Annotated in this window: 32 protein-coding genes; all 32 read left to right on the top strand. The window is 54.8% G+C overall.

Going from position 1 to position 19,521, the window contains the following annotated elements:
• Complete coding sequence (fusA, locus tag AC3ITA_RS25945; protein ID WP_007994652.1) at nt 1-2,106, top strand: elongation factor G; 2,106 nt, start codon at nt 1-3, stop codon at nt 2,104-2,106.
• A gap of 30 nt (nt 2,107-2,136) precedes the next feature.
• Nucleotides 2,137-3,330 carry an elongation factor Tu gene (gene tuf, locus AC3ITA_RS25940; RefSeq protein ID WP_008053875.1) on the top strand — a complete coding sequence of 398 codons (1,194 nt, stop codon included), beginning with the start codon at nt 2,137-2,139 and terminating at the stop codon, nt 3,328-3,330.
• 157 nt (nt 3,331-3,487) lie between these two features.
• The gene (gene rpsJ / locus AC3ITA_RS25935; protein ID WP_003186070.1) at nt 3,488-3,799 is read left to right on the top strand and encodes a 30S ribosomal protein S10; all 312 of its coding nucleotides are present in this window, start codon (nt 3,488-3,490) and stop codon (nt 3,797-3,799) included.
• A gap of 80 nt (nt 3,800-3,879) precedes the next feature.
• The gene (gene rplC, locus AC3ITA_RS25930; protein WP_003186059.1) at nt 3,880-4,515 is read left to right on the top strand and encodes a 50S ribosomal protein L3; all 636 of its coding nucleotides are present in this window, start codon (nt 3,880-3,882) and stop codon (nt 4,513-4,515) included.
• A 12-nt stretch (nt 4,516-4,527) separates the two neighbouring features.
• The gene (gene rplD / locus AC3ITA_RS25925; RefSeq protein WP_003228735.1) at nt 4,528-5,130 is read left to right on the top strand and encodes a 50S ribosomal protein L4; all 603 of its coding nucleotides are present in this window, start codon (nt 4,528-4,530) and stop codon (nt 5,128-5,130) included.
• Nucleotides 5,127-5,426, top strand: a complete 300-nt coding sequence (gene rplW / locus AC3ITA_RS25920; RefSeq protein WP_002555488.1) for a 50S ribosomal protein L23 — start codon at nt 5,127-5,129, stop codon at nt 5,424-5,426. The genes rplD and rplW overlap by 4 nt, the downstream gene beginning before the upstream one ends.
• Nucleotides 5,427-5,440: 14 nt before the next feature.
• The gene (gene rplB, locus AC3ITA_RS25915) at nt 5,441-6,265 is read left to right on the top strand and encodes a 50S ribosomal protein L2 (protein ID WP_003228734.1); all 825 of its coding nucleotides are present in this window, start codon (nt 5,441-5,443) and stop codon (nt 6,263-6,265) included.
• Between the two features lie 16 nt (nt 6,266-6,281).
• Complete coding sequence (rpsS, locus tag AC3ITA_RS25910; RefSeq protein ID WP_002555486.1) at nt 6,282-6,557, top strand: 30S ribosomal protein S19; 276 nt, start codon at nt 6,282-6,284, stop codon at nt 6,555-6,557.
• An 11-nt stretch (nt 6,558-6,568) separates the two neighbouring features.
• On the top strand, nt 6,569-6,901 hold the full coding sequence (gene rplV / locus AC3ITA_RS25905; protein ID WP_003103908.1) for a 50S ribosomal protein L22: 333 nt from the start codon (nt 6,569-6,571) through the stop codon (nt 6,899-6,901).
• Nucleotides 6,902-6,914: 13 nt separating this feature from the next.
• Nucleotides 6,915-7,601, top strand: a complete 687-nt coding sequence (gene rpsC, locus AC3ITA_RS25900) for a 30S ribosomal protein S3 (RefSeq protein ID WP_008065719.1) — start codon at nt 6,915-6,917, stop codon at nt 7,599-7,601.
• 12 nt (nt 7,602-7,613) lie between these two features.
• Entirely contained in the window at nt 7,614-8,027 is a 414-nt protein-coding gene (rplP, locus tag AC3ITA_RS25895; RefSeq protein ID WP_003228729.1) for a 50S ribosomal protein L16, read from the top strand.
• Nucleotides 8,027-8,218 carry a 50S ribosomal protein L29 gene (gene rpmC, locus AC3ITA_RS25890; protein WP_002555481.1) on the top strand — a complete coding sequence of 64 codons (192 nt, stop codon included), beginning with the start codon at nt 8,027-8,029 and terminating at the stop codon, nt 8,216-8,218. The genes rplP and rpmC overlap by 1 nt, the downstream gene beginning before the upstream one ends.
• 2 nt (nt 8,219-8,220) lie before the next feature.
• A complete protein-coding gene (rpsQ, locus tag AC3ITA_RS25885; protein ID WP_003176419.1) occupies nt 8,221-8,487 on the top strand; it encodes a 30S ribosomal protein S17 in 267 nt (88 codons plus the stop codon).
• A gap of 23 nt (nt 8,488-8,510) precedes the next feature.
• Nucleotides 8,511-8,879, top strand: a complete 369-nt coding sequence (gene rplN / locus AC3ITA_RS25880) for a 50S ribosomal protein L14 (protein WP_002555479.1) — start codon at nt 8,511-8,513, stop codon at nt 8,877-8,879.
• Between the two features lie 11 nt (nt 8,880-8,890).
• Nucleotides 8,891-9,205 carry a 50S ribosomal protein L24 gene (gene rplX / locus AC3ITA_RS25875; RefSeq protein ID WP_003176416.1) on the top strand — a complete coding sequence of 105 codons (315 nt, stop codon included), beginning with the start codon at nt 8,891-8,893 and terminating at the stop codon, nt 9,203-9,205.
• A gap of 22 nt (nt 9,206-9,227) precedes the next feature.
• Nucleotides 9,228-9,767, top strand: a complete 540-nt coding sequence (gene rplE, locus AC3ITA_RS25870; RefSeq protein WP_003210069.1) for a 50S ribosomal protein L5 — start codon at nt 9,228-9,230, stop codon at nt 9,765-9,767.
• A gap of 13 nt (nt 9,768-9,780) precedes the next feature.
• Nucleotides 9,781-10,086 (top strand): 30S ribosomal protein S14, encoded by a 306-nt coding sequence (rpsN, locus tag AC3ITA_RS25865; protein ID WP_003176414.1) that lies wholly within the window; start codon nt 9,781-9,783, stop codon nt 10,084-10,086.
• 209 nt (nt 10,087-10,295) lie between these two features.
• A complete protein-coding gene (rpsH, locus tag AC3ITA_RS25860; RefSeq protein WP_003186040.1) occupies nt 10,296-10,688 on the top strand; it encodes a 30S ribosomal protein S8 in 393 nt (130 codons plus the stop codon).
• A 12-nt stretch (nt 10,689-10,700) separates the two neighbouring features.
• On the top strand, nt 10,701-11,234 hold the full coding sequence (rplF, locus tag AC3ITA_RS25855; protein ID WP_003176412.1) for a 50S ribosomal protein L6: 534 nt from the start codon (nt 10,701-10,703) through the stop codon (nt 11,232-11,234).
• 10 nt (nt 11,235-11,244) lie between these two features.
• Nucleotides 11,245-11,595, top strand: coding sequence for a 50S ribosomal protein L18 (rplR, locus tag AC3ITA_RS25850; protein WP_003186037.1), 351 nt, complete (start codon nt 11,245-11,247; stop codon nt 11,593-11,595).
• A 3-nt stretch (nt 11,596-11,598) separates the two neighbouring features.
• Nucleotides 11,599-12,099, top strand: a complete 501-nt coding sequence (gene rpsE, locus AC3ITA_RS25845; RefSeq protein WP_003186035.1) for a 30S ribosomal protein S5 — start codon at nt 11,599-11,601, stop codon at nt 12,097-12,099.
• Nucleotides 12,100-12,101: 2 nt separating this feature from the next.
• Nucleotides 12,102-12,278: a 50S ribosomal protein L30 gene (gene rpmD, locus AC3ITA_RS25840; RefSeq protein ID WP_003176408.1), complete on the top strand. Its 177-nt coding sequence runs from the start codon at nt 12,102-12,104 to the stop codon at nt 12,276-12,278.
• A gap of 3 nt (nt 12,279-12,281) precedes the next feature.
• Entirely contained in the window at nt 12,282-12,719 is a 438-nt protein-coding gene (rplO, locus tag AC3ITA_RS25835) for a 50S ribosomal protein L15 (RefSeq protein WP_003228720.1), read from the top strand.
• The gene (gene secY, locus AC3ITA_RS25830) at nt 12,720-14,048 is read left to right on the top strand and encodes a preprotein translocase subunit SecY (protein WP_003228718.1); all 1,329 of its coding nucleotides are present in this window, start codon (nt 12,720-12,722) and stop codon (nt 14,046-14,048) included. It begins immediately after the preceding gene.
• Between the two features lie 24 nt (nt 14,049-14,072).
• Nucleotides 14,073-14,189: a 50S ribosomal protein L36 gene (gene rpmJ / locus AC3ITA_RS25825; RefSeq protein WP_002555468.1), complete on the top strand. Its 117-nt coding sequence runs from the start codon at nt 14,073-14,075 to the stop codon at nt 14,187-14,189.
• Nucleotides 14,190-14,319: 130 nt separating this feature from the next.
• Nucleotides 14,320-14,676, top strand: a complete 357-nt coding sequence (rpsM, locus tag AC3ITA_RS25820) for a 30S ribosomal protein S13 (protein WP_009045849.1) — start codon at nt 14,320-14,322, stop codon at nt 14,674-14,676.
• Between the two features lie 30 nt (nt 14,677-14,706).
• Nucleotides 14,707-15,096 carry a 30S ribosomal protein S11 gene (gene rpsK / locus AC3ITA_RS25815; RefSeq protein WP_002555466.1) on the top strand — a complete coding sequence of 130 codons (390 nt, stop codon included), beginning with the start codon at nt 14,707-14,709 and terminating at the stop codon, nt 15,094-15,096.
• A gap of 18 nt (nt 15,097-15,114) precedes the next feature.
• A complete protein-coding gene (gene rpsD, locus AC3ITA_RS25810) occupies nt 15,115-15,735 on the top strand; it encodes a 30S ribosomal protein S4 (RefSeq protein ID WP_003176404.1) in 621 nt (206 codons plus the stop codon).
• Nucleotides 15,736-15,757: 22 nt separating this feature from the next.
• On the top strand, nt 15,758-16,759 hold the full coding sequence (locus tag AC3ITA_RS25805; protein WP_007970428.1) for a DNA-directed RNA polymerase subunit alpha: 1,002 nt from the start codon (nt 15,758-15,760) through the stop codon (nt 16,757-16,759).
• A gap of 42 nt (nt 16,760-16,801) precedes the next feature.
• Nucleotides 16,802-17,188, top strand: coding sequence for a 50S ribosomal protein L17 (gene rplQ, locus AC3ITA_RS25800; RefSeq protein ID WP_046041617.1), 387 nt, complete (start codon nt 16,802-16,804; stop codon nt 17,186-17,188).
• Between the two features lie 236 nt (nt 17,189-17,424).
• Nucleotides 17,425-18,879 (top strand): catalase, encoded by a 1,455-nt coding sequence (locus tag AC3ITA_RS25795; protein ID WP_150673755.1) that lies wholly within the window; start codon nt 17,425-17,427, stop codon nt 18,877-18,879.
• A gap of 149 nt (nt 18,880-19,028) precedes the next feature.
• Complete coding sequence (gene bfr / locus AC3ITA_RS25790; RefSeq protein WP_008053867.1) at nt 19,029-19,493, top strand: bacterioferritin; 465 nt, start codon at nt 19,029-19,031, stop codon at nt 19,491-19,493.
• Nucleotides 19,494-19,521 lie beyond the last annotated feature (28 nt).

Raw genomic sequence — 19,521 nt, 5'->3', positions numbered from 1 at the left:
ATGGCTCGTACAACACCGATTAATCGCTACCGTAACATTGGTATCGTTGCACACGTGGATGCTGGTAAAACCACCACCACTGAGCGCGTCCTTTTTTACACTGGCAAAAGTCACAAAATGGGCGAGGTGCATGACGGCGCCGCGACCACAGACTGGATGGTGCAGGAGCAGGAGCGTGGTATTACCATTACTTCCGCTGCCATTACCGCCTTCTGGCAGGGTTCCGCCAAGCAGCACAAAGACCAGTACCGTTTCAACGTCATCGATACCCCGGGCCACGTAGACTTCACTATTGAAGTTGAGCGTTCCCTGCGTGTACTCGACGGCGCGGTCGTTGTGTTCTGCGGTACTTCCGGCGTTGAGCCTCAGTCCGAAACCGTATGGCGTCAAGCCAACAAGTACGGTGTTCCACGTATCGTTTACGTGAACAAGATGGACCGTGCTGGTGCGAACTTCCTGCGCGTGATCGCTCAGATCAAGCAGCGTCTGGGTCACACTCCGGTGCCTATCCAGCTGGCTATCGGTTCCGAAGACAACTTCCAGGGTCAGATCGATCTGATGACCATGGAAGCCGTTTACTGGAACGACGCCGACAAGGGTATGACTCCTCGTCGTGAAGCCATCCCTGCTGAACTGCAGGAACTGGCTGAAGAGTGGCGCAACAACATGGTTGAGGCTGCGGCCGAAGCCAGCGAAGAGCTGATGAACAAGTACCTTGAAGGTGAAGAGCTCACCATCGAGGAAATCAAGGGTGCTCTGCGTCAGCGTACTATTGCTGGTGAGATCGTTCTGGCTGTTTGCGGTTCTTCCTTCAAGAACAAGGGTGTTCCCCTGGTTCTCGACGCCGTTATCGACTACCTGCCGGCTCCAACCGACATTCCTGCCATCAAGGGTACTGACCCGGATGACGAGGAAAAGCAAATGGAGCGTCATGCAGACGACAACGAGCCGTTCTCGGCTCTGGCGTTCAAGATCGCTACCGACCCATTCGTGGGTACCTTGACTTTCGTCCGTGTTTACTCGGGCGTGTTGGCCTCCGGCGACGGCGTGATCAACTCGGTCAAAGGCAAGAAAGAGCGCGTGGGTCGTATGGTGCAAATGCACGCAAACGCCCGTGAAGAGATCAAGGAAGTGCGCGCTGGTGACATCGCGGCCCTGATCGGCATGAAGGACGTCACCACTGGTGAAACCTTGTGCAACGCTGACAAGCCAATCATCCTCGTTCGCATGGACTTCCCGGAGCCGGTTATTTCGGTTGCCGTAGAACCTAAGACCAAGGATGACCAGGAAAAAATGGGCATCGCTCTGGGCAAACTTGCTCAGGAAGACCCGTCTTTCCGCGTTAAGACTGATGAAGAGACTGGTCAAACGATCATCTCTGGCATGGGCGAGTTGCACCTGGACATCCTGGTTGACCGGATGCGCCGTGAGTTCAACGTCGAAGCCAACATCGGTAAGCCTCAGGTTTCGTATCGTGAGCGCATCACGAAGAATTGCGAAATCGAAGGCAAGTTCGTTCGTCAGTCCGGCGGTCGTGGCCAGTTCGGCCATTGCTGGATCCGTTTTGCTCCTGCTGACGAAGGTCAGGAAGGTCTGCAATTCGTGAACGAAGTAGTGGGTGGTGTGGTTCCTAAGGAATACATCCCGGCTATCCAGAAGGGTATCGAAGAGCAGATGAAGAACGGCGTAGTTGCCGGCTATCCGCTGATCGGCCTGAAGGCTACCGTGTTTGATGGTTCTTACCACGACGTCGACTCGAACGAGATGGCGTTTAAGGTGGCTGCTTCCATGGCGACCAAGCAACTGGCCCAGAAGGGCGGTGGTGAGTTGCTCGAGCCGATCATGGCGGTAGAGGTTGTTACGCCTGAAGACTATATGGGTGACGTGATGGGCGACCTTAACCGTCGTCGCGGCATGATTCTGGGTATGGAAGACACGGTCTCCGGTAAGGTGATCCGTGCTGAAGTTCCGTTGGGCGAGATGTTCGGTTATGCGACCGACGTTCGTTCGATGTCCCAGGGTCGCGCAAGCTACTCTATGGAATTCAAAAAATACAATACAGCTCCGTCGCACATCGTCGAAACTGTAACCAAAAAACAAGGCTGATTCAGTCCTTTAGGCAAGGAGTTAATTGTCGTGGCTAAAGAAAAATTTGATCGTTCCCTACCGCACGTCAACGTTGGCACCATCGGTCACGTTGACCACGGTAAAACCACTCTGACCGCAGCTCTGACTCGCGTTTGCTCCGAAGTTTTCGGTTCCGCAATCGTTGATTTCGATAAAATCGACAGCGCTCCAGAAGAAAAAGCTCGTGGTATCACCATCAACACCGCGCACGTCGAGTACAACTCGAAGATCCGTCACTACGCTCACGTTGACTGCCCTGGTCACGCTGACTACGTGAAGAACATGATCACCGGTGCTGCCCAGATGGACGGCGCGATCCTGGTTTGCTCGGCCGCTGATGGTCCGATGCCACAAACCCGTGAGCACATCCTGCTGTCCCGTCAGGTAGGCGTTCCGTACATCGTGGTTTTCCTGAATAAGGCTGACCTGGTAGACGACGCTGAGCTGCTGGAACTGGTCGAGATGGAAGTTCGCGACCTGCTGTCCACCTACGACTTCCCGGGCGATGACACTCCAATCATCATCGGTTCGGCTCGTATGGCGCTGGAAGGCAAAGACGACAACGAAATGGGCACCACTGCCGTTCGTAAACTGGTTGAAACTCTGGACAGCTACATCCCAGAACCAGAGCGTGCTATCGACAAGCCATTCCTGATGCCAATCGAAGACGTATTCTCGATCTCGGGTCGTGGTACTGTTGTGACTGGTCGTATCGAGCGCGGTATCGTTCGCGTTCAAGATGCACTGGAAATCGTTGGTCTGCGTGACACCACCACCACCACCTGCACTGGTGTTGAAATGTTCCGCAAGCTGCTCGACGAAGGTCGTGCTGGCGAGAACTGCGGCGTTCTGCTGCGTGGTACCAAGCGTGACGACGTTGAGCGTGGCCAGGTTCTGGTTAAGCCGGGTTCGGTTAAGCCGCACACCAAGTTCACCGCAGAAGTTTACGTTCTGAGCAAGGAAGAAGGCGGTCGTCACACTCCGTTCTTCAAAGGCTACCGTCCACAGTTCTACTTCCGTACTACTGACGTGACTGGTAACTGCCAGCTGCCAGAAGGCGTTGAAATGGTAATGCCAGGTGATAACATCCAGATGGAAGTTACCCTGATCAAGACCATCGCAATGGAAGACGGCCTGCGTTTCGCTATCCGTGAAGGCGGTCGTACCGTCGGCGCTGGCGTCGTAGCCAAAATCATCGAGTAAGCATCTCTTTTGAGATAGCTTCGATGCTTTGAAAAGCCCCCGCTCAGCGGGGGCTTTTTTATTGGGTTGACACCCATCTGGGGCGTCTATAGAATTGCGCCTCCTTTTAACGGGCGTATTGCGCCCGGTGGGAATAGCAGCCGGAGTCTGAAATCCAATGCAAAATCAGCAAATCCGTATCAGGTTGAAGGCTTTCGACCATCGCCTGATCGACCAATCAACCCAGGAAATCGTGGAAACCGCGAAACGTACTGGTGCTCAAGTGCGTGGTCCAATTCCACTGCCTACCCGTAAAGAGCGGTTCACCGTTCTGGTCTCCCCGCACGTCAACAAAGACGCGCGTGACCAGTACGAGATCCGTACTCATAAGCGCGTTCTGGACATCGTCCAGCCAACGGATAAAACCGTTGATGCTCTTATGAAGCTTGATCTTGCGGCCGGTGTGGAAGTGCAGATCAGCCTCGGCTAAGACTCGGTCTTAGTCGTGTAACGCTCTGAAATGGGCGGCCATAGCGGGTGAAAGCCCCGTACACTCATGAGGTTTACAACATGACTATTGGTGTAGTCGGTCGTAAATGCGGTATGACCCGTATTTTCACCGAAGAAGGTGTCTCCATTCCGGTCACGGTCATTGAGATCGAACCGAATCGCGTCACCCAGTTCAAAACTGAAGAGACCGATGGCTATCGTGCAGTGCAAGTCACTGTCGGCGAGCGTCGTGCTTCGCGTGTAACAGCAGCTCAGGCTGGCCACTTCGCTAAAGCGAACGTTGCCGCTGGTCGTACCGTAATGGAATTCCGCCTTGAAGAAGGCGAGTACCAGGCCGGCGATCTGATCAACGCTGAAATCTTCGCCGCTGGTCAACTGGTTGATGTAACCGGTCAGTCCAAGGGTAAAGGCTTCCAGGGTACGATCAAGCGTTGGAATTTCCGCGGGCAAGATAACACCCACGGTAACTCCGTATCCCACCGCGTTCCAGGCTCTATCGGCCAGTGCCAGACTCCTGGTCGTGTATTCAAGGGCAAAAAAATGTCCGGTCATATGGGCGCTGAGCGCGTGACCGTGCAGTCCCTCGAAGTAGTGCGCGTGGACGCTGAACGCAATCTGTTGTTGGTCAAGGGCGCTGTTCCTGGCGCTACTGGCGGCAACTTGGTTGTACGTCCAGCAGCCAAGGCTCGCGGTTAAGGGGAAGCTGACATGCAATTAAATGTAAATGACGCTCAAGCGATCGAAGTTTCCGAACTGACATTTGGCGGCGAATTCAACGAGACGCTGGTTCACCAAGCAGTCGTAGCCTACATGGCTGGCGGTCGTCAGGGTTCCAAGCAGCAAAAGACCCGTTCCGACGTTCGTGGTGGCGGTAAGCGCCCATGGCGTCAGAAAGGTACTGGCCGTGCTCGTGCCGGTACTATCCGTAGCCCAATCTGGCGTGGCGGCGGTACCACTTTCGCAGCTCGTCCTCAGGATCACTCCCAGAAGCTGAACAAGAAGATGTATCGCGCAGCAATGCGTTCCATCCTTGCTGAGCTGGTGCGTACTGATCGTCTGGTCGTGGTTCAGGATTTCGCCGTTGAAACGCCGAAAACCAAAGACCTGCTGGGCAAACTGAACAACATGAGCCTGACCGACGTTCTGATCGTGTCCGACGCTGTTGATCAGAACCTGTACCTGGCTGCTCGTAACCTGCCACACGTAGATGTACGTGACGTGCAAGGTTCCGATCCAGTTAGTCTGATCGCATACGACAAGGTGTTGATCACCGTGTCGGCCGTGAAGAAATTCGAGGAGCTGCTGGGATGAACCAGGAACGCGTATTTAAAGTTCTGCTTGGCCCGCACGTTTCCGAGAAGGCTACGGTTCTGGCAGACAAGAAAGGCCAGTTCGTTTTCAAGGTTGCTACCGACGCAACCAAGCTGGAAATCAAGAAGGCCGTCGAAAGCCTGTTCAGCGTGAAAGTAGAGCGTGTTACTACCCTGAATGTTCTGGGTAAGAGCAAGCGCACTGCTCGCGGTCTGGGCAAGCGTAATGACTGGAAGAAGGCAGTTATCTCCCTTCAGCCAGGCCAAGATCTCGATTTCAGCAGCAGTGCTGAGTAAGGAAGGGGTGCATCATGGCAATCGTTAAATGCAAACCGACTTCCCCTGGCCGCCGTTTTGTGGTCAAGGTGGTCAACCAGGAGCTGCATAAAGGCGCTCCTCACGCACCGCTGCTCGAGAAGAAATCGAAGACTGGTGGTCGTAACAACAATGGCCGTATTACCACTCGTCACATCGGTGGTGGTCATAAGCAGCATTACCGTATGGTCGATTTCCGTCGCAACGACAAAGATGGCATCGTCGCCACTGTCGAGCGTATCGAATACGATCCAAACCGTACTGCTCACATCGCACTGCTCTGCTACGCAGACGGCGAGCGCCGCTACATCATCGCCCCTAAAGGCGTGAGTGCTGGCGACCAGCTGATCGCAGGCGCTCTGGCTCCAATCAAGCCAGGCAACGCCCTGCAACTGCGCAACATTCCAGTCGGTTCTACCGTACACGGCATCGAATTGAAGCCAGGTAAAGGCGCTCAGATCGCTCGTTCCGCTGGTGCTTCGGCTCAGCTGATCGCTCGTGAAGGCGTGTACGTTACCCTGCGTCTGCGTTCCGGTGAAATGCGTAAAGTCCTGGCTGAATGCCGTGCGACCCTGGGCGAAGTCTCGAACTCCGAGCACAGCCTGCGTTCGCTGGGTAAAGCTGGTGCCAAACGCTGGCGTGGCGTTCGCCCAACCGTTCGTGGTGTTGCCATGAACCCGGTTGACCACCCACATGGTGGTGGTGAAGGTCGTACCTCTGGTGGTCGTCATCCGGTATCGCCATGGGGCTTCCCGACTAAGGGCGCGAAGACTCGTGGTAATAAGCGTACCGACAAAATGATCGTCCGTCGTCGCAAGTAAATAGAGGGATACGACAGTGCCACGTTCTCTGAAAAAAGGTCCTTTTATCGATCTTCACCTACTGAAGAAGATCGAAGTGGCGGCGGAAAAGAACGATCGCAAACCGGTGAAAACCTGGTCGCGTCGTTCGATGATCCTGCCACAAATGGTCGGTCTGACCATCGCAGTACACAACGGTCGTCAGCACGTCCCAGTTCTCGTGAACGAAGACATGGTCGGCCACAAACTGGGCGAGTTCGCCGGTACCCGCACTTATCGCGGGCACGTGGCAGACAAGAAAGCCAAGCGTTAAGGGGTTAGGAAATGGAAGTAGCCGCTAAGTTGTCGGGCGCTCGAATCTCCGCCCAGAAAGCCCGCTTGGTCGCCGACCAGATCCGCGGGAAGAAGGTGGGCGAAGCGCTCAACCTGTTGGCTTTCAGCAGTAAGAAAGCCGCCGAGATCATGAAGAAAGTGCTGGAGTCGGCCGTAGCCAACGCCGAGCATAACGAAGGCGCAGACGTTGATGACCTGAAGGTCAGCACTGTTTTCGTCAACGAAGGGCGTTCGCTGAAGCGCATCATGCCACGTGCCAAAGGCCGTGCTGATCGCATCGTCAAGCGGTCTTGCCATATCACTGTCAAGGTTGCTGACAAGTAACGGAGTCGAAGAGATGGGTCAGAAAGTACATCCCATTGGCATTCGCCTGGGAATCGTCAAGGAGCACACCTCCGTCTGGTACGCAGACGGTCGGACTTATGCGGACTATTTGCTCGCAGATCTGAAGGTGCGTGAGTATCTCCAAGACAAACTAAAAAGCGCGTCCGTAAGCCGTATCGATATCCATCGTCCGGCCCAAACTGCACGTATCACCATCCACACCGCTCGTCCAGGTATCGTTATCGGGAAGAAAGGTGAAGATGTTGAGAAACTGCGTCAGGACCTGACCAAGCAAATGGGTGTGCCTGTGCACATCAATATCGAAGAGATCCGCAAGCCGGAACTCGACGGTATGCTGGTTGCGCAGAGCGTAGCTCAGCAGCTGGAGCGTCGCGTAATGTTCCGTCGCGCTATGAAGCGCGCCGTACAGAACGCCATGCGCATTGGTGCCAAAGGCATCAAAATCCAAGTGAGCGGTCGTCTCGGCGGTGCTGAAATTGCACGTACTGAATGGTATCGCGAAGGTCGTGTGCCATTGCACACCCTGCGTGCCGACATCGACTATGCCAACTACGAAGCTCACACCACTTACGGTGTGATCGGTGTAAAGGTTTGGATCTTCAAAGGCGAAGTAATTGGTGGTCGCCAAGAAGAACTGAAACCACAAGCACCAGCGCCTCGTAAAAAAGCTGCTAAGTAAGGGGTACGCCAAATGTTGCAACCAAAGCGTACGAAGTTCCGCAAGCAAATGACTGGTCACAACCGTGGCCTGGCATTGCGCGGTAGCAAAGTCAGCTTCGGCGAGTTCGCGCTGAAGTCTGTTGCTCGTGGTCGTCTCACCGCTCGTCAGATCGAGTCAGCGCGTCGTGCTCTGACCCGTCACGTAAAACGTGGCGGCAAGATCTGGATCCGTGTATTCCCGGACAAGCCTATTTCCAAGAAGCCACTCGAAGTTCGGATGGGTAAAGGTAAGGGTAACGTCGAATACTGGGTTGCCCAGATTCAGCCAGGCAAAGTCCTGTATGAAATCGAGGGTGTTTCTGAAGAGCTGGCGCGTGAGGCTTTCGCCCTGGCTGCTGCAAAGCTGCCGCTCGCCACCTCCTTTGTTAAACGGACGGTGATGTGATGAAAGCGAATGAACTTCGTGAAAAATCCGCACAGCAGCTGAACGAGCAACTGCTCGGCTTGCTGCGCGACCAGTTCAATCTGCGTATGCAGAAAGCAACTGGCCAGTTGGGGCAGTCTCATCTGCTCTCGCAAGTTAAGCGTGACATCGCTCGCGTGAAGACTGTGCTCAACCAGCAGGCAGGTAAGTAATCATGGCTGAAGCCGAAAAAACTGTCCGTACGCTGACTGGCCGTGTTGTCAGCGACAAGATGGACAAAACCATCACCGTTCTGATCGAGCGTCGCGTTAAGCACCCGATCTACGGTAAATACGTTAAGCGTTCGACTAAGCTGCACGCGCACGACGAAACCAATCAGTGCCACATCGGCGACAAAGTCACTATTCGTGAAACTCGTCCTTTGGCCAAGACCAAGTCTTGGGCGCTGGTTGATGTTCTCGAACGCGCTGTGGAAGTCTAAGGACTAGGGGTCGGAGAAATTATATGATTCAGACTCAATCCATGCTCGATGTGGCCGATAACAGCGGCGCTCGCCGTGTTATGTGCATCAAGGTGCTGGGTGGCTCCCATCGTCGTTACGCTGGTATCGGTGACATCATCAAAGTTACCGTGAAGGAAGCAATTCCTCGCGGTAAAGTGAAAAAAGGCCAAGTGATGACTGCTGTTGTAGTCCGCACTCGTCACGGCGTACGTCGTGCTGATGGCTCCATTATCCGCTTTGATGGCAACGCTGCTGTTCTTCTGAACAACAAGCAAGAGCCGATCGGCACCCGTATCTTTGGGCCAGTGACCCGTGAACTTCGTACTGAGAAGTTCATGAAGATCGTCTCGCTCGCCCCAGAAGTGCTGTAAGGAGATCCGACATGCAAAAGATTCGTCGTGACGACGAGATCATCGTGATCGCCGGCAAAGACAAAGGTAAGCGCGGTAAGGTGCTTAAGGTTCTCGCTAACAACCGTTTGGTTATTGGTGGTCTGAACCTGGTCAAGCGTCATACCAAGCCTAACCCGATGTCGGGCGTGCAGGGCGGTATCGTCGAAAAAGAAGCTCCACTGGATGCTTCTAACGTCGCCATTTTCAACGGCGAAACCAACAAGGCTGACCGCGTTGGTTTCAAAGTAGAAGACGGCAAGAAAATTCGTGTCTTCAAGTCGACCCAAAAAGCGGTTGATGCTTGAACACTGCTAGGTAGATGAGACCATGGCACGACTAAAAGAGATTTACCGGAAGGAAATTGCTCCGAAACTTAAGGAAGAACTTAAGCTTTCGAACGTGATGGAAGTTCCGCGCGTTACCAAAATCACCCTGAACATGGGTCTGGGCGAAGCGATCGGCGACAAAAAAGTCATCGAGCACGCTGTTGCTGACCTGGAAAAGATCACCGGCCAGAAAGTCGTTGTGACCTACGCTCGCAAATCCATCGCTGGCTTTAAAGTCCGTGAAGGTTGGCCGATCGGCGTCAAAGTGACCCTGCGCCGTGAGCGTATGTACGAGTTCCTGGATCGTCTGCTGTCGATCTCCCTGCCTCGGGTTCGCGACTTCCGCGGCCTGAATGCCAAGTCCTTCGATGGTCGTGGCAACTACAGCATGGGCGTGAAAGAGCAGATCATCTTCCCGGAAATCGACTACGACAAGATCGATGCTCTCCGCGGTCTGGACATCACCCTGACCACCACTGCCAAGAACGATGATGAAGGCCGCGCTCTGCTGCGTGCGTTCAAATTCCCGTTCCGCAACTGATTGGAGTAGGACCATGGCCAAGATGAGCATGAAAAACCGCGAGCTGAAGCGTCAGCTCACGGTTGCCAAGTACGCCAAGAAGCGTGCAGCACTGAAAGCTATCATCGTTGATCTGAACGCAAGTCCAGAAGCGCGTTGGGAAGCTACAGTAGCCCTGCAGAAGCAGCCACGTGACGCAAGCGCTTCGCGCATGCGTAACCGCTGCCGCCTGACCGGTCGTCCACACGGCGTTTACCGCAAGTTCGGCCTCGGCCGTAACAAGCTGCGTGAAGCTGCCATGCGTGGTGACGTACCGGGTCTGGTTAAAGCCAGCTGGTAAGTACTGTCAAAGTCTCGGTGTCCAGGATCGCAAGATCCTGACCACCGGTGGCCTTGAATCTGAATCAAGCCCCTTTTGGGGCTTGATTCATTTCTGGGGTGTGTCTAGAATACCCGGCTCGCCTGAGCCCGTGTTTTTCATGCTCGGAGATTCTCGGCGACACGTAATAGCCGCAAGGCTAATTTTTTTGTATTAGGAGCGTCTAGCCCATGAGTATGCAGGACCCGTTAGCGGACATGCTAACTCGTATCCGTAATGCCCAGATGGCTGAAAAGTCCGTCGTAAGCATGCCATCTTCCACGTTGAAGGTAGCTGTTGCCAAAGTCCTGAAGGACGAAGGTTACATTGCGGGTTATCAGATCAGCAGCGAAATCAAACCACTGCTGTCCATCGAGCTGAAGTACTTCGAAGGCCGTCCGGTTATCGAAGAAGTGAAGCGCGTTAGCCGTCCAGGCCTGCGTCAGTACAAGTCCGTCGATGATCTGCCAAAAGTTCGTGGCGGTCTCGGTGTGTCTATCGTCTCCACCAACAAGGGTGTGATGACTGATCGTGCTGCGCGCGCTGCCGGTGTCGGCGGCGAAGTTCTTTGCACTGTGTTCTAAGGGGGGATAAGCATGTCTCGCGTCGCTAAGAACCCCGTTAAGCTGCCAGCCGGTGTCGAAGTAAAATTCGCAGGCCAACAGCTTTCGGTGAAGGGTGCCAAGGGCACTCTCGAACTGAACATCCATTCGTCCGTTGAGATCGTTGAAGAAGCTGGTGAGCTGCGTTTCGCTGCTCGCAATGGCGATCAACAGACTCGCGCAATGGCTGGTACCACTCGTGCGTTGGTAAACAACATGGTCCAAGGCGTAAGCCAAGGCTTCGAGCGCAAGCTCCAGCTGGTCGGTGTTGGTTACAAAGCGCAAGCAAAAGGCACAGTGCTGAACCTGGCTCTTGGCTTCTCGCACCCAGTGGATTACGAACTGCCGGAAGGCATCACCGCTGAGACTCCTAGCCAGACCGATATCCTGATCAAGGGCATCGACAAGCAGCTGGTAGGTCAAGTGGCCGCCGAGATCCGCGACTTCCGTCCACCAGAGCCGTACAAAGGCAAAGGTGTGCGCTACGCGGACGAAGTCGTCCGTCGTAAAGAAGCCAAGAAGAAGTAGGGCATAGCAAATGACCGACAAAAAAGTTACTCGACTGCGTCGCGCTCGCAAAGCACGCCTGAAAATGCACGAACTCGAAGTCGTGCGTCTCTGCGTGTTCCGCTCTTCGCAGCACATCTACGCCCAGGTCATTTCGGCCGACGGCAACAAAGTCCTGGCAAGCGCCTCGACTTTGGATAAAGAACTGCGTGATGGTGCCACCGGCAACATCGACGCGGCCACTAAGGTTGGCCAGCTGGTCGCTACGCGTGCTAAGGCCGCTGGCGTCTCGCAAGTGGCTTTCGACCGCTCTGGCTTCAAGTACCACGGCCGCGTTAAAGCGCTGGCTGATGCTGCTCGTGAAGCTGGGCTGGAGTTCTAAGTTATGTCAAATAACGACCAAAAGCGCGACGAAGGCTACATCGAGAAGCTGGTTCAAGTTAACCGCGTAGCCAAAACCGTTAAAGGCGGCCGTATCTTCACTTTCACCGCGTTGACCGTGGTTGGTGATGGTAAGGGCCGTGTTGGCTTCGGCCGTGGCAAGTCGCGTGAAGTGCCTGCTGCGATCCAGAAGGCAATGGAAGCTGCTCGCCGCAACATGATCCAGGTTGATCTGAACGGCACTACTCTGCAGTACGCAATGAAGTCCGCTCACGGCGCTTCGAAGGTGTACATGCAGCCTGCTTCTGAAGGTACCGGTATCATCGCTGGCGGCGCTATGCGTGCTGTCCTCGAAGTTGCTGGCGTTCAGAACGTTCTGGCCAAGTGCTACGGCTCGACTAACCCTGTAAACGTGGTTCACGCCACTTTCAAGGGTTTGAAAGCAATGCAGTCTCCTGAATCCATTGCCGCCAAGCGTGGCAAAAGCGTCAAGGAGATCTTCTGATCATGGCTACCGTAAAAGTAACGCTGATCAAAAGCATGACCGGCCGCATCCCTAACCACAAACTGTGCGTTAAGGGTCTGGGTCTGCGTCGCATCGGTCACACTGTAGAAGTCCAGGATACTCCCGAGAATCGCGGGATGATCAACAAGGCTTACTACATGCTGCGTGTCGAGGGTTAATCGATGAAACTCAATGATCTGAGTCCAGCGCCGGGTTCCCGTCGCGAAAAGCATCGTCCGGGCCGTGGTATCGGTAGCGGTTTGGGTAAGACTGGTGGCCGTGGTCACAAGGGTCAGACCTCCCGCTCCGGTGGCACCATTGCTCCAGGCTTTGAAGGCGGTCAACAGCCGCTGCATCGTCGCCTGCCGAAGTTCGGTTTCGTTTCCCTGAAGGCCATGGATCGCGCAGAAGTGCGTCTGTCCGAGCTGGCTAAAGTGGAAGGCGACATCGTCACCGTGCAGTCCCTGAAAGATGCCAACGTGATCAACGTCAACGTACAGCGTGTGAAAATCATGCTGTCCGGTGAAGTGACTCGCGCTGTCACTATCGGCAAGGGAATCGGCGCCACCAAAGGTGCGCGTGCGGCTATCGAAGCAGCTGGCGGCAAGTTCGAGGAATAAATGGCTAAGCAAGGTGCTCTCTCTGCGCTCGGCAAAGGCGGTATGTCTGAACTCTGGGCTCGTCTGCGTTTTCTGTTCCTGGCGATTATCGTCTACCGAATAGGCGCACACATCCCGGTTCCAGGTATCAACCCGGACCGACTCGCGGACCTGTTTCGACAGAATGAGGGGACCATTCTTAGCTTGTTCAACATGTTTTCCGGCGGCGCGCTGGAACGGATGAGCATCTTTGCACTGGGGATCATGCCGTACATCTCGGCATCGATCATCATGCAACTGATGACAGCCGTCAGCCCGCAGCTGGAGCAGTTGAAGAAGGAAGGTGAAGCTGGCCGTCGCAAGATCAGCCAGTACACCCGCTACGGCACTGTCGTCCTCGCTCTCGTCCAGGCCATTGGCATGTCCATTGGTCTGGCGGGGCAGGGCGTTGCGTTCACTGGTGACTTTGGCTTCCATTTCGTCGCGGTATCCACGTTTGTGGCTGGTGCGATGTTCATGATGTGGCTGGGTGAGCAGATTACTGAGCGTGGTGTTGGCAACGGTATCTCGATGTTGATTTTTTCGGGTATCGTCGCCGGTCTTCCGAGAGCGATCGGGCAGTCTTTCGAGTCTGCGCGTCAGGGTGATATCAACATCTTCGCCCTGGTTGCCATCGGTTTGCTGGCAGTAGCGATTATCGGTTTCGTGGTGTTCATTGAGCGTGGTCAGCGTCGTATTGCTGTTCACTACGCCAAGCGTCAGCAGGGCCGCAAGGTCTTCGCTGCGCAGACCAGCCACTTGCCGCTGAAGGTGAACATGGCCGGTGTTATTCCGGCTATTTTCGCGAGCAGCATTTTGCTGTTCCCGGCTTCGTTGGGTGCCTGGTTCGGTCAGTCTGAAGGTATGGGCTGGTTGCAGGACATCTCGCAGTCGATCGCTCCTGGTCAGCCGTTGAATATTCTGCTGTTTAGTGCAGGGATTATTTTCTTCTGCTTCTTCTATACGGCGTTGATGTTCAATCCGAAAGACGTAGCGGAAAACCTGAAGAAGTCCGGTGCCTTTATTCCGGGCATCCGTCCAGGTGAGCAGTCTGCGCGCTACATTGATGGCGTTCTGACTCGCTTGACCATGTTCGGTGCTCTTTACATGACGGCCGTCTGCCTGTTGCCCCAGTTCCTGGTGGTTGCAGCCAACGTACCGTTCTACCTTGGCGGGACCTCGTTGCTGATCGTCGTCGTGGTTGTGATGGACTTCATGTCCCAAGTACAATCGCACCTCGTTTCGCACCAGTACGAATCCCTGATGAAGAAAGCCAACCTGAAGGGTTACGGCAGCGGCATGCTGCGCTGACCCATAAGGTTCGAGGAGTTGGTGATGAAAGTTCGTGCATCGGTGAAAAAGCTGTGCCGTAACTGCAAGATTATTCGCCGCGAAGGTGTTGTTCGAGTAATTTGCAGCGCGGAACCGCGTCACAAACAGCGCCAAGGCTGAGTGTGATTGTGCTTCAAGCCCGGTAGCTAGTGCGCTACCGGGTTGATTATTTGTTATTACAGCGATATTATCTCGCGCCCTATTTCTTGGCTTCCGGGGCGTAGGTAGCTGTCAATTGGAGTCCCACTGAATGGCCCGTATTGCAGGCGTTAACATTCCAGATAACAAGCATACTGTTATCTCGCTGACCTACATCTATGGTGTTGGTCGCACTACTGCACAGAAAATTTGTGCAGAGACTGGGGTAAACCCAGCAGCAAAGATCAAAGATCTGAGCGACGAGCAAATTGAACAGCTGCGTGGCGAAGTGGCGAAGTTCACCACTGAAGGTGACCTGCGTCGCGAAATCAACATGAAAATCAAGCGCTTGATGGACCTCGGTTGCTATCGCGGTCTGCGTCATCGTCGCGGTCTTCCAGTACGCGGTCAGCGTACCAAGACCAACGCGCGTACCCGTAAAGGTCCGCGTAAGCCGATCCGCAAGTAATCGCCCCAGCGAATCGACAGGAATTTAATCATGGCAAAACCTGCTGCTCGTCCTCGTAAAAAAGTTAAAAAGACAGTGGTTGATGGCATCGCCCACATCCATGCATCTTTTAACAACACCATCGTGACCATCACCGACCGTCAAGGTAACGCTCTTTCCTGGGCTACCTCCGGTGGTTCGGGTTTCCGCGGTTCCCGCAAGTCCACCCCGTTTGCTGCTCAGGTAGCTGCTGAACGTGCTGGTCAAGCTGCGCTGGAATACGGCCTGAAAAACCTCGACGTCAACGTCAAAGGTCCAGGTCCAGGTCGTGAATCCGCAGTCCGCGCTTTGAACGGCTGTGGCTACAAGATCGCCAGCATCACCGACGTGACGCCAATCCCGCACAACGGGTGCCGTCCGCCGAAGAAGCGCCGCGTGTAATCCAGGAGATTGTAAAGAATGGCTCGTTACATTGGTCCAAAATGCAAACTCGCTCGTCGCGAAGGCACCGATCTCTTCCTGAAGAGCGGCGTGCGCGCGATCGAATCGAAGTGCAACATTGAAGCAGCACCTGGTATCCACGGCCAACGCCGCGGTCGCCAGTCCGACTACGGCACCCAACTGCGTGAAAAGCAGAAGGTCCGTCGTATCTACGGCGTTCTCGAGCGTCAATTCAGCGGCTACTACAAAGAAGCTGCTGGCAAGAAAGGTGCAACCGGTGAAAACCTGCTGCAACTGCTCGAATGCCGTCTGGACAACGTTGTATACCGTATGGGCTTTGGTTCGACTCGTGCCGAATCCCGTCAGCTGGTATCGCACAAGTCGATCAGCGTAAACGGTCAGACCGTTAACGTTCCGTCCTACCAGGTTCGTGCTGGTGACGTGGTCGCTGTTCGCGAGAAAGCAAAAAATCAACTTCGCATTGTCCAAGCTCTCGATCTGTGTGCCCAACGTGGCCGCGTAGAATGGGTAGAAGTAGACACTGAGAAGAAGTCGGGCGTTTTCAAGAACGTTCCAGCTCGCAGTGATCTGTCCGCCGACATCAACGAAAGCCTGATTGTCGAGCTCTACTCCAAGTAAGGGCTAGAAAATAGGTGCATCCATGCAGATTTCGGTAAATGAGTTCCTGACACCCCGCCACATTGATGTGCAGGTTGTCAGTCCAACCCGCGCCAAGATCACTCTCGAGCCTCTCGAGCGTGGCTTTGGCCATACCCTGGGCAACGCGCTGCGCCGCATCCTGTTGTCCTCAATGCCCGGCTGTGCAGTAGTCGAGGCCGAGATTGACGGTGTGCTCCACGAGTACAGCGCCATCGAAGGTGTACAGGAAGACGTAATTGAAATCCTGTTGAACCTTAAAGGTCTGGCTATCAAGCTGCACGGTCGTGACGAAGTTACGCTGACCTTGTCGAAGAAGGGTTCGGGGGTGGTTACCGCTGCCGATATTCAGCTGGATCATGATGTCGAGATCGTTAATCCCGATCACGTAATCGCTAACCTGGCGTCTAACGGCGCCCTGAACATGAAGCTCGTAGTAGCTCGTGGTCGTGGTTATGAACCGGCAGACTCGCGTCAGAGCGATGAAGACGAAAGCCGCAGCATCGGTCGCTTGCAGCTTGACTCTTCGTTCAGCCCGGTTCGCCGTATCGCATACGTGGTGGAAAACGCCCGTGTCGAGCAGCGTACTAACCTGGACAAGCTGGTTATTGATCTGGAAACCAACGGTACTCTGGATCCTGAAGAGGCAATTCGCCGCGCTGCAACCATCCTGCAACAGCAGTTGGCTGCGTTCGTCGACCTCAAGGGTGACAGTGAGCCAGTGGTTGTCGAGCAGGAAGACGAGATCGATCCGATCCTGCTTCGCCCGGTTGACGATCTGGAACTGACTGTACGTTCGGCTAACTGCCTTAAGGCGGAAAACATCTACTACATCGGTGACCTGATTCAGCGTACCGAAGTAGAGCTGTTGAAGACTCCGAACCTGGGCAAGAAATCCTTGACTGAAATCAAGGACGTTCTGGCCTCCCGCGGTCTGTCCCTCGGCATGCGCCTCGACAACTGGCCGCCTGCAAGTCTTAAGAAGGACGACAAGGCGACTGCCTGATCGTCGTAATCACCGAACGTAGTGTTTGGTAAGGAATGAACCATGCGTCATCGTAAAAGTGGTCGTCACCTGAGCCGCACCAGCTCGCACCGCAAGGCCATGTTCCAAAACATGGCGGTGTCGCTGTTCGAGCACGAGCTGATCAAAACTACTCTGCCAAAAGCTAAAGAACTGCGCCGCGTTGCCGAGCCGCTGATCACTTTGGCCAAGATAGATAGCGTTGCTAACCGCCGTCTGGCTTTCGACCGTACTCGTTCGAAAGCTATCGTTGGTAAGCTCTTCAACGACCTGGGCAAGCGTTACGCTACCCGTGAGGGTGGCTACCTGCGCATCCTCAAGTGCGGTTTCCGCGCTGGCGACAACGCGCCTATGGCGTACGTCGAGTTGGTTGATCGTGCTACTGCCGGCGAAGCTGTATCTGCCGAGTAAGACGTCAGTCTGAAACAAAGGACCGGGCCTAGTGCCCGGTTTTTTGTGCCTGTAAGAAACGCACCGTTTGTACAAGCGTCTCCTTCGTCCACATCGGCATTATGTGATGGGGATGATTATTAGTTTTCTCTATCGATGTCTGCAAGTTAATGAATTTGTAGCTGTCATATTGATGATCAATACTCCCTCTCAGCCGATAGCCGGCAGTTCAAGACCGACAGAGGAAGGAAGATCGCATGAGCCAAAACAAAACGCTTACCACCGCCAGTGGCGCTCCTGTTGCCGATAACCAGAATTCCCGTTCCGCCGGCCCTCGTGGCCCGCTGCTGCTCGACGACTTTCACCTGATCGAGAAGCTTGCCCACTTCAACCGTGAAAACATCCCTGAGCGCCGTGTACACGCCAAAGGCTCGGGTGCCTACGGTACGTTCACCGTGACACGCGATATCACTCAATACACCAGCGCGAAGCTGTTTGAGGCAGTTGGCAAGCAAACCCCGACTTTCCTGCGGTTTTCCACCGTGGGTGGCGAGCGTGGTTCGGCCGATACCGAGCGTGATCCGCGCGGGTTCGCTTTGAAGTTCTACACCGAGGAAGGCAATTGGGACATCGTCGGCAACAACACGCCCGTGTTCTTCATTCGTGATCCGCTGAAGTTTCCGGACTTTATCCACACCCAGAAGCGTTTGCCGCAAAGCAACCTGAAGAGTGCCCAGGCGATGTGGGACTTCTGGTCGCATTCGCCCGAGGCGCTGCACCAGGTCACCATTCTGTTCTCAGATCGGGGTATTCCTGATGGATACCGCCACATGCATGGCTTCGGCAGCCACACTTACAGCCTCATCAACGCTCAAGGTGAGCGTCACTGGGTGAAGTGGCACTACAAGACCAAACAGGGGATCAAGAACCTTGCTCCTGCCGAGGCGGCGCGCCTGGCGGGTGCTGATCCGGATTACGCCCAGCGCGACCTGTTCAATGCCATTGAGCAGGGTGATTTCCCGAAATGGCGCGTGTGCATTCAGATCATGAGCGAGGCCCAGGCGGCGGAGCACTACGAGAACCCGTTTGATGTCACCAAAACCTGGTCGCAGAAAGAGTTTCCACTGATTGAAGTCGGAGAGTTGGAACTCAATCGCAATCCGCAGAACTACTTCGCGGAAGTCGAGCAAGCGGCGTTCGGTCCCAGCAATATGGTCCCGGGCGTTGGTCTGTCACCGGATCGTATGCTGCAAGGTCGGGTCTTCGCCTACGCGGACGCTCATCGCTACCGTGTCGGCACCAATCACCAGCAGTTGCCAGTCAATGCTGCGCGCAGTCCGGTCAACAGTTACCAGCGTGATGGTTCGATGGCTTTTGGCTGCAATGGCGGTGCGACACCGAACTACGAGCCGAACAGCTATGTCGAGTCGCCGAAGCAGGCGCCTCGTTACGCAGAGCCGGCGTTAGCCCTCAATGGTGCCGCCGATCGTTACGACCACCGTGAGGACACTGATTACTACAGTCATGCCGGCGCGTTGTTCCGCTTGATGACTGAAGAGCAGAAATCACTGCTGGTCGGCAACATCGCCGGTGCGATGGCCGGTGTGTCGAGTGATGTGGTTGATCGCCAGCTGCAACATTTCTACAGGGCTGACCCTGCGTATGGAGAAGCAATCGCAAAGCTGCTCAACGTACAGCTTAACGAAGTCTAAATGAGAAGCAGAACCGCCCTTGTTTGGGCGGTTTTTTGCGTTATTTCAGCCGGTTTTCTCAGAATATCTTCGCTTTTATTGCGTCTTGCGAGTGACGATAAGGGCATGTTGGTTCAAACTACAACTTTCAAGCAGGGAGATGTAGGGCGATGCAAGGCCACCCAGATGTGATCGATTACCTCAACACGTTGCTGACCGGCGAACTGGCCGCGCGTGATCAATATTTCGTCCACTCGCGGATGTATGAGGACTGGGGTTTCACCAAGCTCTACGAACGAATCAACCACGAGATGGAAGAGGAAGCAGGGCACGCTGATGCCCTGATGCGCCGGATTCTGATGCTCGAGGGCACGCCGCGGATGCGTCCGGACGATCTCGATGTCGGCACCACAGTCACCGAGATGCTCGAAGCGGATTTGCGCCTGGAATACAAGGTGCGGGCTGCGCTGTGCAAGGGCATCAAGCTCTGCGAGCAACACAAGGACTATGTCAGCCGCGAAATGCTGCGGGTCCAGTTACATGACACCGAAGAAGATCACACCTACTGGCTCGAGAAGCAGTTGGGGCTGATCAAGTTGATCGGGCTTGAGAACTACCTGCAATCCCACACCTGATTGCATAGGGGGGGAAGCCCCAACGTCT

Source organism: Pseudomonas sp. GL_090 (genome assembly GCF_057837765.1).
Note: the sequence above shows the minus strand (reverse complement) of the source record. Positions and strands in the feature narration are given on the sequence as shown.

What these genes read in the sequence shown, in the direction of transcription:
- fusA (WP_007994652.1), top strand. Translation starts at nt 1, where the DNA reads ATGGCTCGTACAACACCGATTAATCGCTACCGTAACATTGGTATCGTT.
- rpsJ (WP_003186070.1), top strand. Translation starts at nt 3,488, where the DNA reads ATGCAAAATCAGCAAATCCGTATCAGGTTGAAGGCTTTCGACCATCGC.
- rplC (WP_003186059.1), top strand. Translation starts at nt 3,880, where the DNA reads ATGACTATTGGTGTAGTCGGTCGTAAATGCGGTATGACCCGTATTTTC.
- rplD (WP_003228735.1), top strand. Translation starts at nt 4,528, where the DNA reads ATGCAATTAAATGTAAATGACGCTCAAGCGATCGAAGTTTCCGAACTG.
- rplW (WP_002555488.1), top strand. Translation starts at nt 5,127, where the DNA reads ATGAACCAGGAACGCGTATTTAAAGTTCTGCTTGGCCCGCACGTTTCC.
- rplB (WP_003228734.1), top strand. Translation starts at nt 5,441, where the DNA reads ATGGCAATCGTTAAATGCAAACCGACTTCCCCTGGCCGCCGTTTTGTG.
- rplV (WP_003103908.1), top strand. Translation starts at nt 6,569, where the DNA reads ATGGAAGTAGCCGCTAAGTTGTCGGGCGCTCGAATCTCCGCCCAGAAA.
- rpsC (WP_008065719.1), top strand. Translation starts at nt 6,915, where the DNA reads ATGGGTCAGAAAGTACATCCCATTGGCATTCGCCTGGGAATCGTCAAG.
- rplP (WP_003228729.1), top strand. Translation starts at nt 7,614, where the DNA reads ATGTTGCAACCAAAGCGTACGAAGTTCCGCAAGCAAATGACTGGTCAC.
- rpmC (WP_002555481.1), top strand. Translation starts at nt 8,027, where the DNA reads ATGAAAGCGAATGAACTTCGTGAAAAATCCGCACAGCAGCTGAACGAG.
- rpsQ (WP_003176419.1), top strand. Translation starts at nt 8,221, where the DNA reads ATGGCTGAAGCCGAAAAAACTGTCCGTACGCTGACTGGCCGTGTTGTC.
- rplN (WP_002555479.1), top strand. Translation starts at nt 8,511, where the DNA reads ATGATTCAGACTCAATCCATGCTCGATGTGGCCGATAACAGCGGCGCT.
- rplX (WP_003176416.1), top strand. Translation starts at nt 8,891, where the DNA reads ATGCAAAAGATTCGTCGTGACGACGAGATCATCGTGATCGCCGGCAAA.
- rplE (WP_003210069.1), top strand. Translation starts at nt 9,228, where the DNA reads ATGGCACGACTAAAAGAGATTTACCGGAAGGAAATTGCTCCGAAACTT.
- rpsN (WP_003176414.1), top strand. Translation starts at nt 9,781, where the DNA reads ATGGCCAAGATGAGCATGAAAAACCGCGAGCTGAAGCGTCAGCTCACG.
- rpsH (WP_003186040.1), top strand. Translation starts at nt 10,296, where the DNA reads ATGAGTATGCAGGACCCGTTAGCGGACATGCTAACTCGTATCCGTAAT.
- rplF (WP_003176412.1), top strand. Translation starts at nt 10,701, where the DNA reads ATGTCTCGCGTCGCTAAGAACCCCGTTAAGCTGCCAGCCGGTGTCGAA.
- rplR (WP_003186037.1), top strand. Translation starts at nt 11,245, where the DNA reads ATGACCGACAAAAAAGTTACTCGACTGCGTCGCGCTCGCAAAGCACGC.
- rpsE (WP_003186035.1), top strand. Translation starts at nt 11,599, where the DNA reads ATGTCAAATAACGACCAAAAGCGCGACGAAGGCTACATCGAGAAGCTG.
- rpmD (WP_003176408.1), top strand. Translation starts at nt 12,102, where the DNA reads ATGGCTACCGTAAAAGTAACGCTGATCAAAAGCATGACCGGCCGCATC.
- rplO (WP_003228720.1), top strand. Translation starts at nt 12,282, where the DNA reads ATGAAACTCAATGATCTGAGTCCAGCGCCGGGTTCCCGTCGCGAAAAG.
- secY (WP_003228718.1), top strand. Translation starts at nt 12,720, where the DNA reads ATGGCTAAGCAAGGTGCTCTCTCTGCGCTCGGCAAAGGCGGTATGTCT.
- rpmJ (WP_002555468.1), top strand. Translation starts at nt 14,073, where the DNA reads ATGAAAGTTCGTGCATCGGTGAAAAAGCTGTGCCGTAACTGCAAGATT.
- rpsM (WP_009045849.1), top strand. Translation starts at nt 14,320, where the DNA reads ATGGCCCGTATTGCAGGCGTTAACATTCCAGATAACAAGCATACTGTT.
- rpsK (WP_002555466.1), top strand. Translation starts at nt 14,707, where the DNA reads ATGGCAAAACCTGCTGCTCGTCCTCGTAAAAAAGTTAAAAAGACAGTG.
- rpsD (WP_003176404.1), top strand. Translation starts at nt 15,115, where the DNA reads ATGGCTCGTTACATTGGTCCAAAATGCAAACTCGCTCGTCGCGAAGGC.
- AC3ITA_RS25805 (WP_007970428.1), top strand. Translation starts at nt 15,758, where the DNA reads ATGCAGATTTCGGTAAATGAGTTCCTGACACCCCGCCACATTGATGTG.
- rplQ (WP_046041617.1), top strand. Translation starts at nt 16,802, where the DNA reads ATGCGTCATCGTAAAAGTGGTCGTCACCTGAGCCGCACCAGCTCGCAC.
- AC3ITA_RS25795 (WP_150673755.1), top strand. Translation starts at nt 17,425, where the DNA reads ATGAGCCAAAACAAAACGCTTACCACCGCCAGTGGCGCTCCTGTTGCC.
- bfr (WP_008053867.1), top strand. Translation starts at nt 19,029, where the DNA reads ATGCAAGGCCACCCAGATGTGATCGATTACCTCAACACGTTGCTGACC.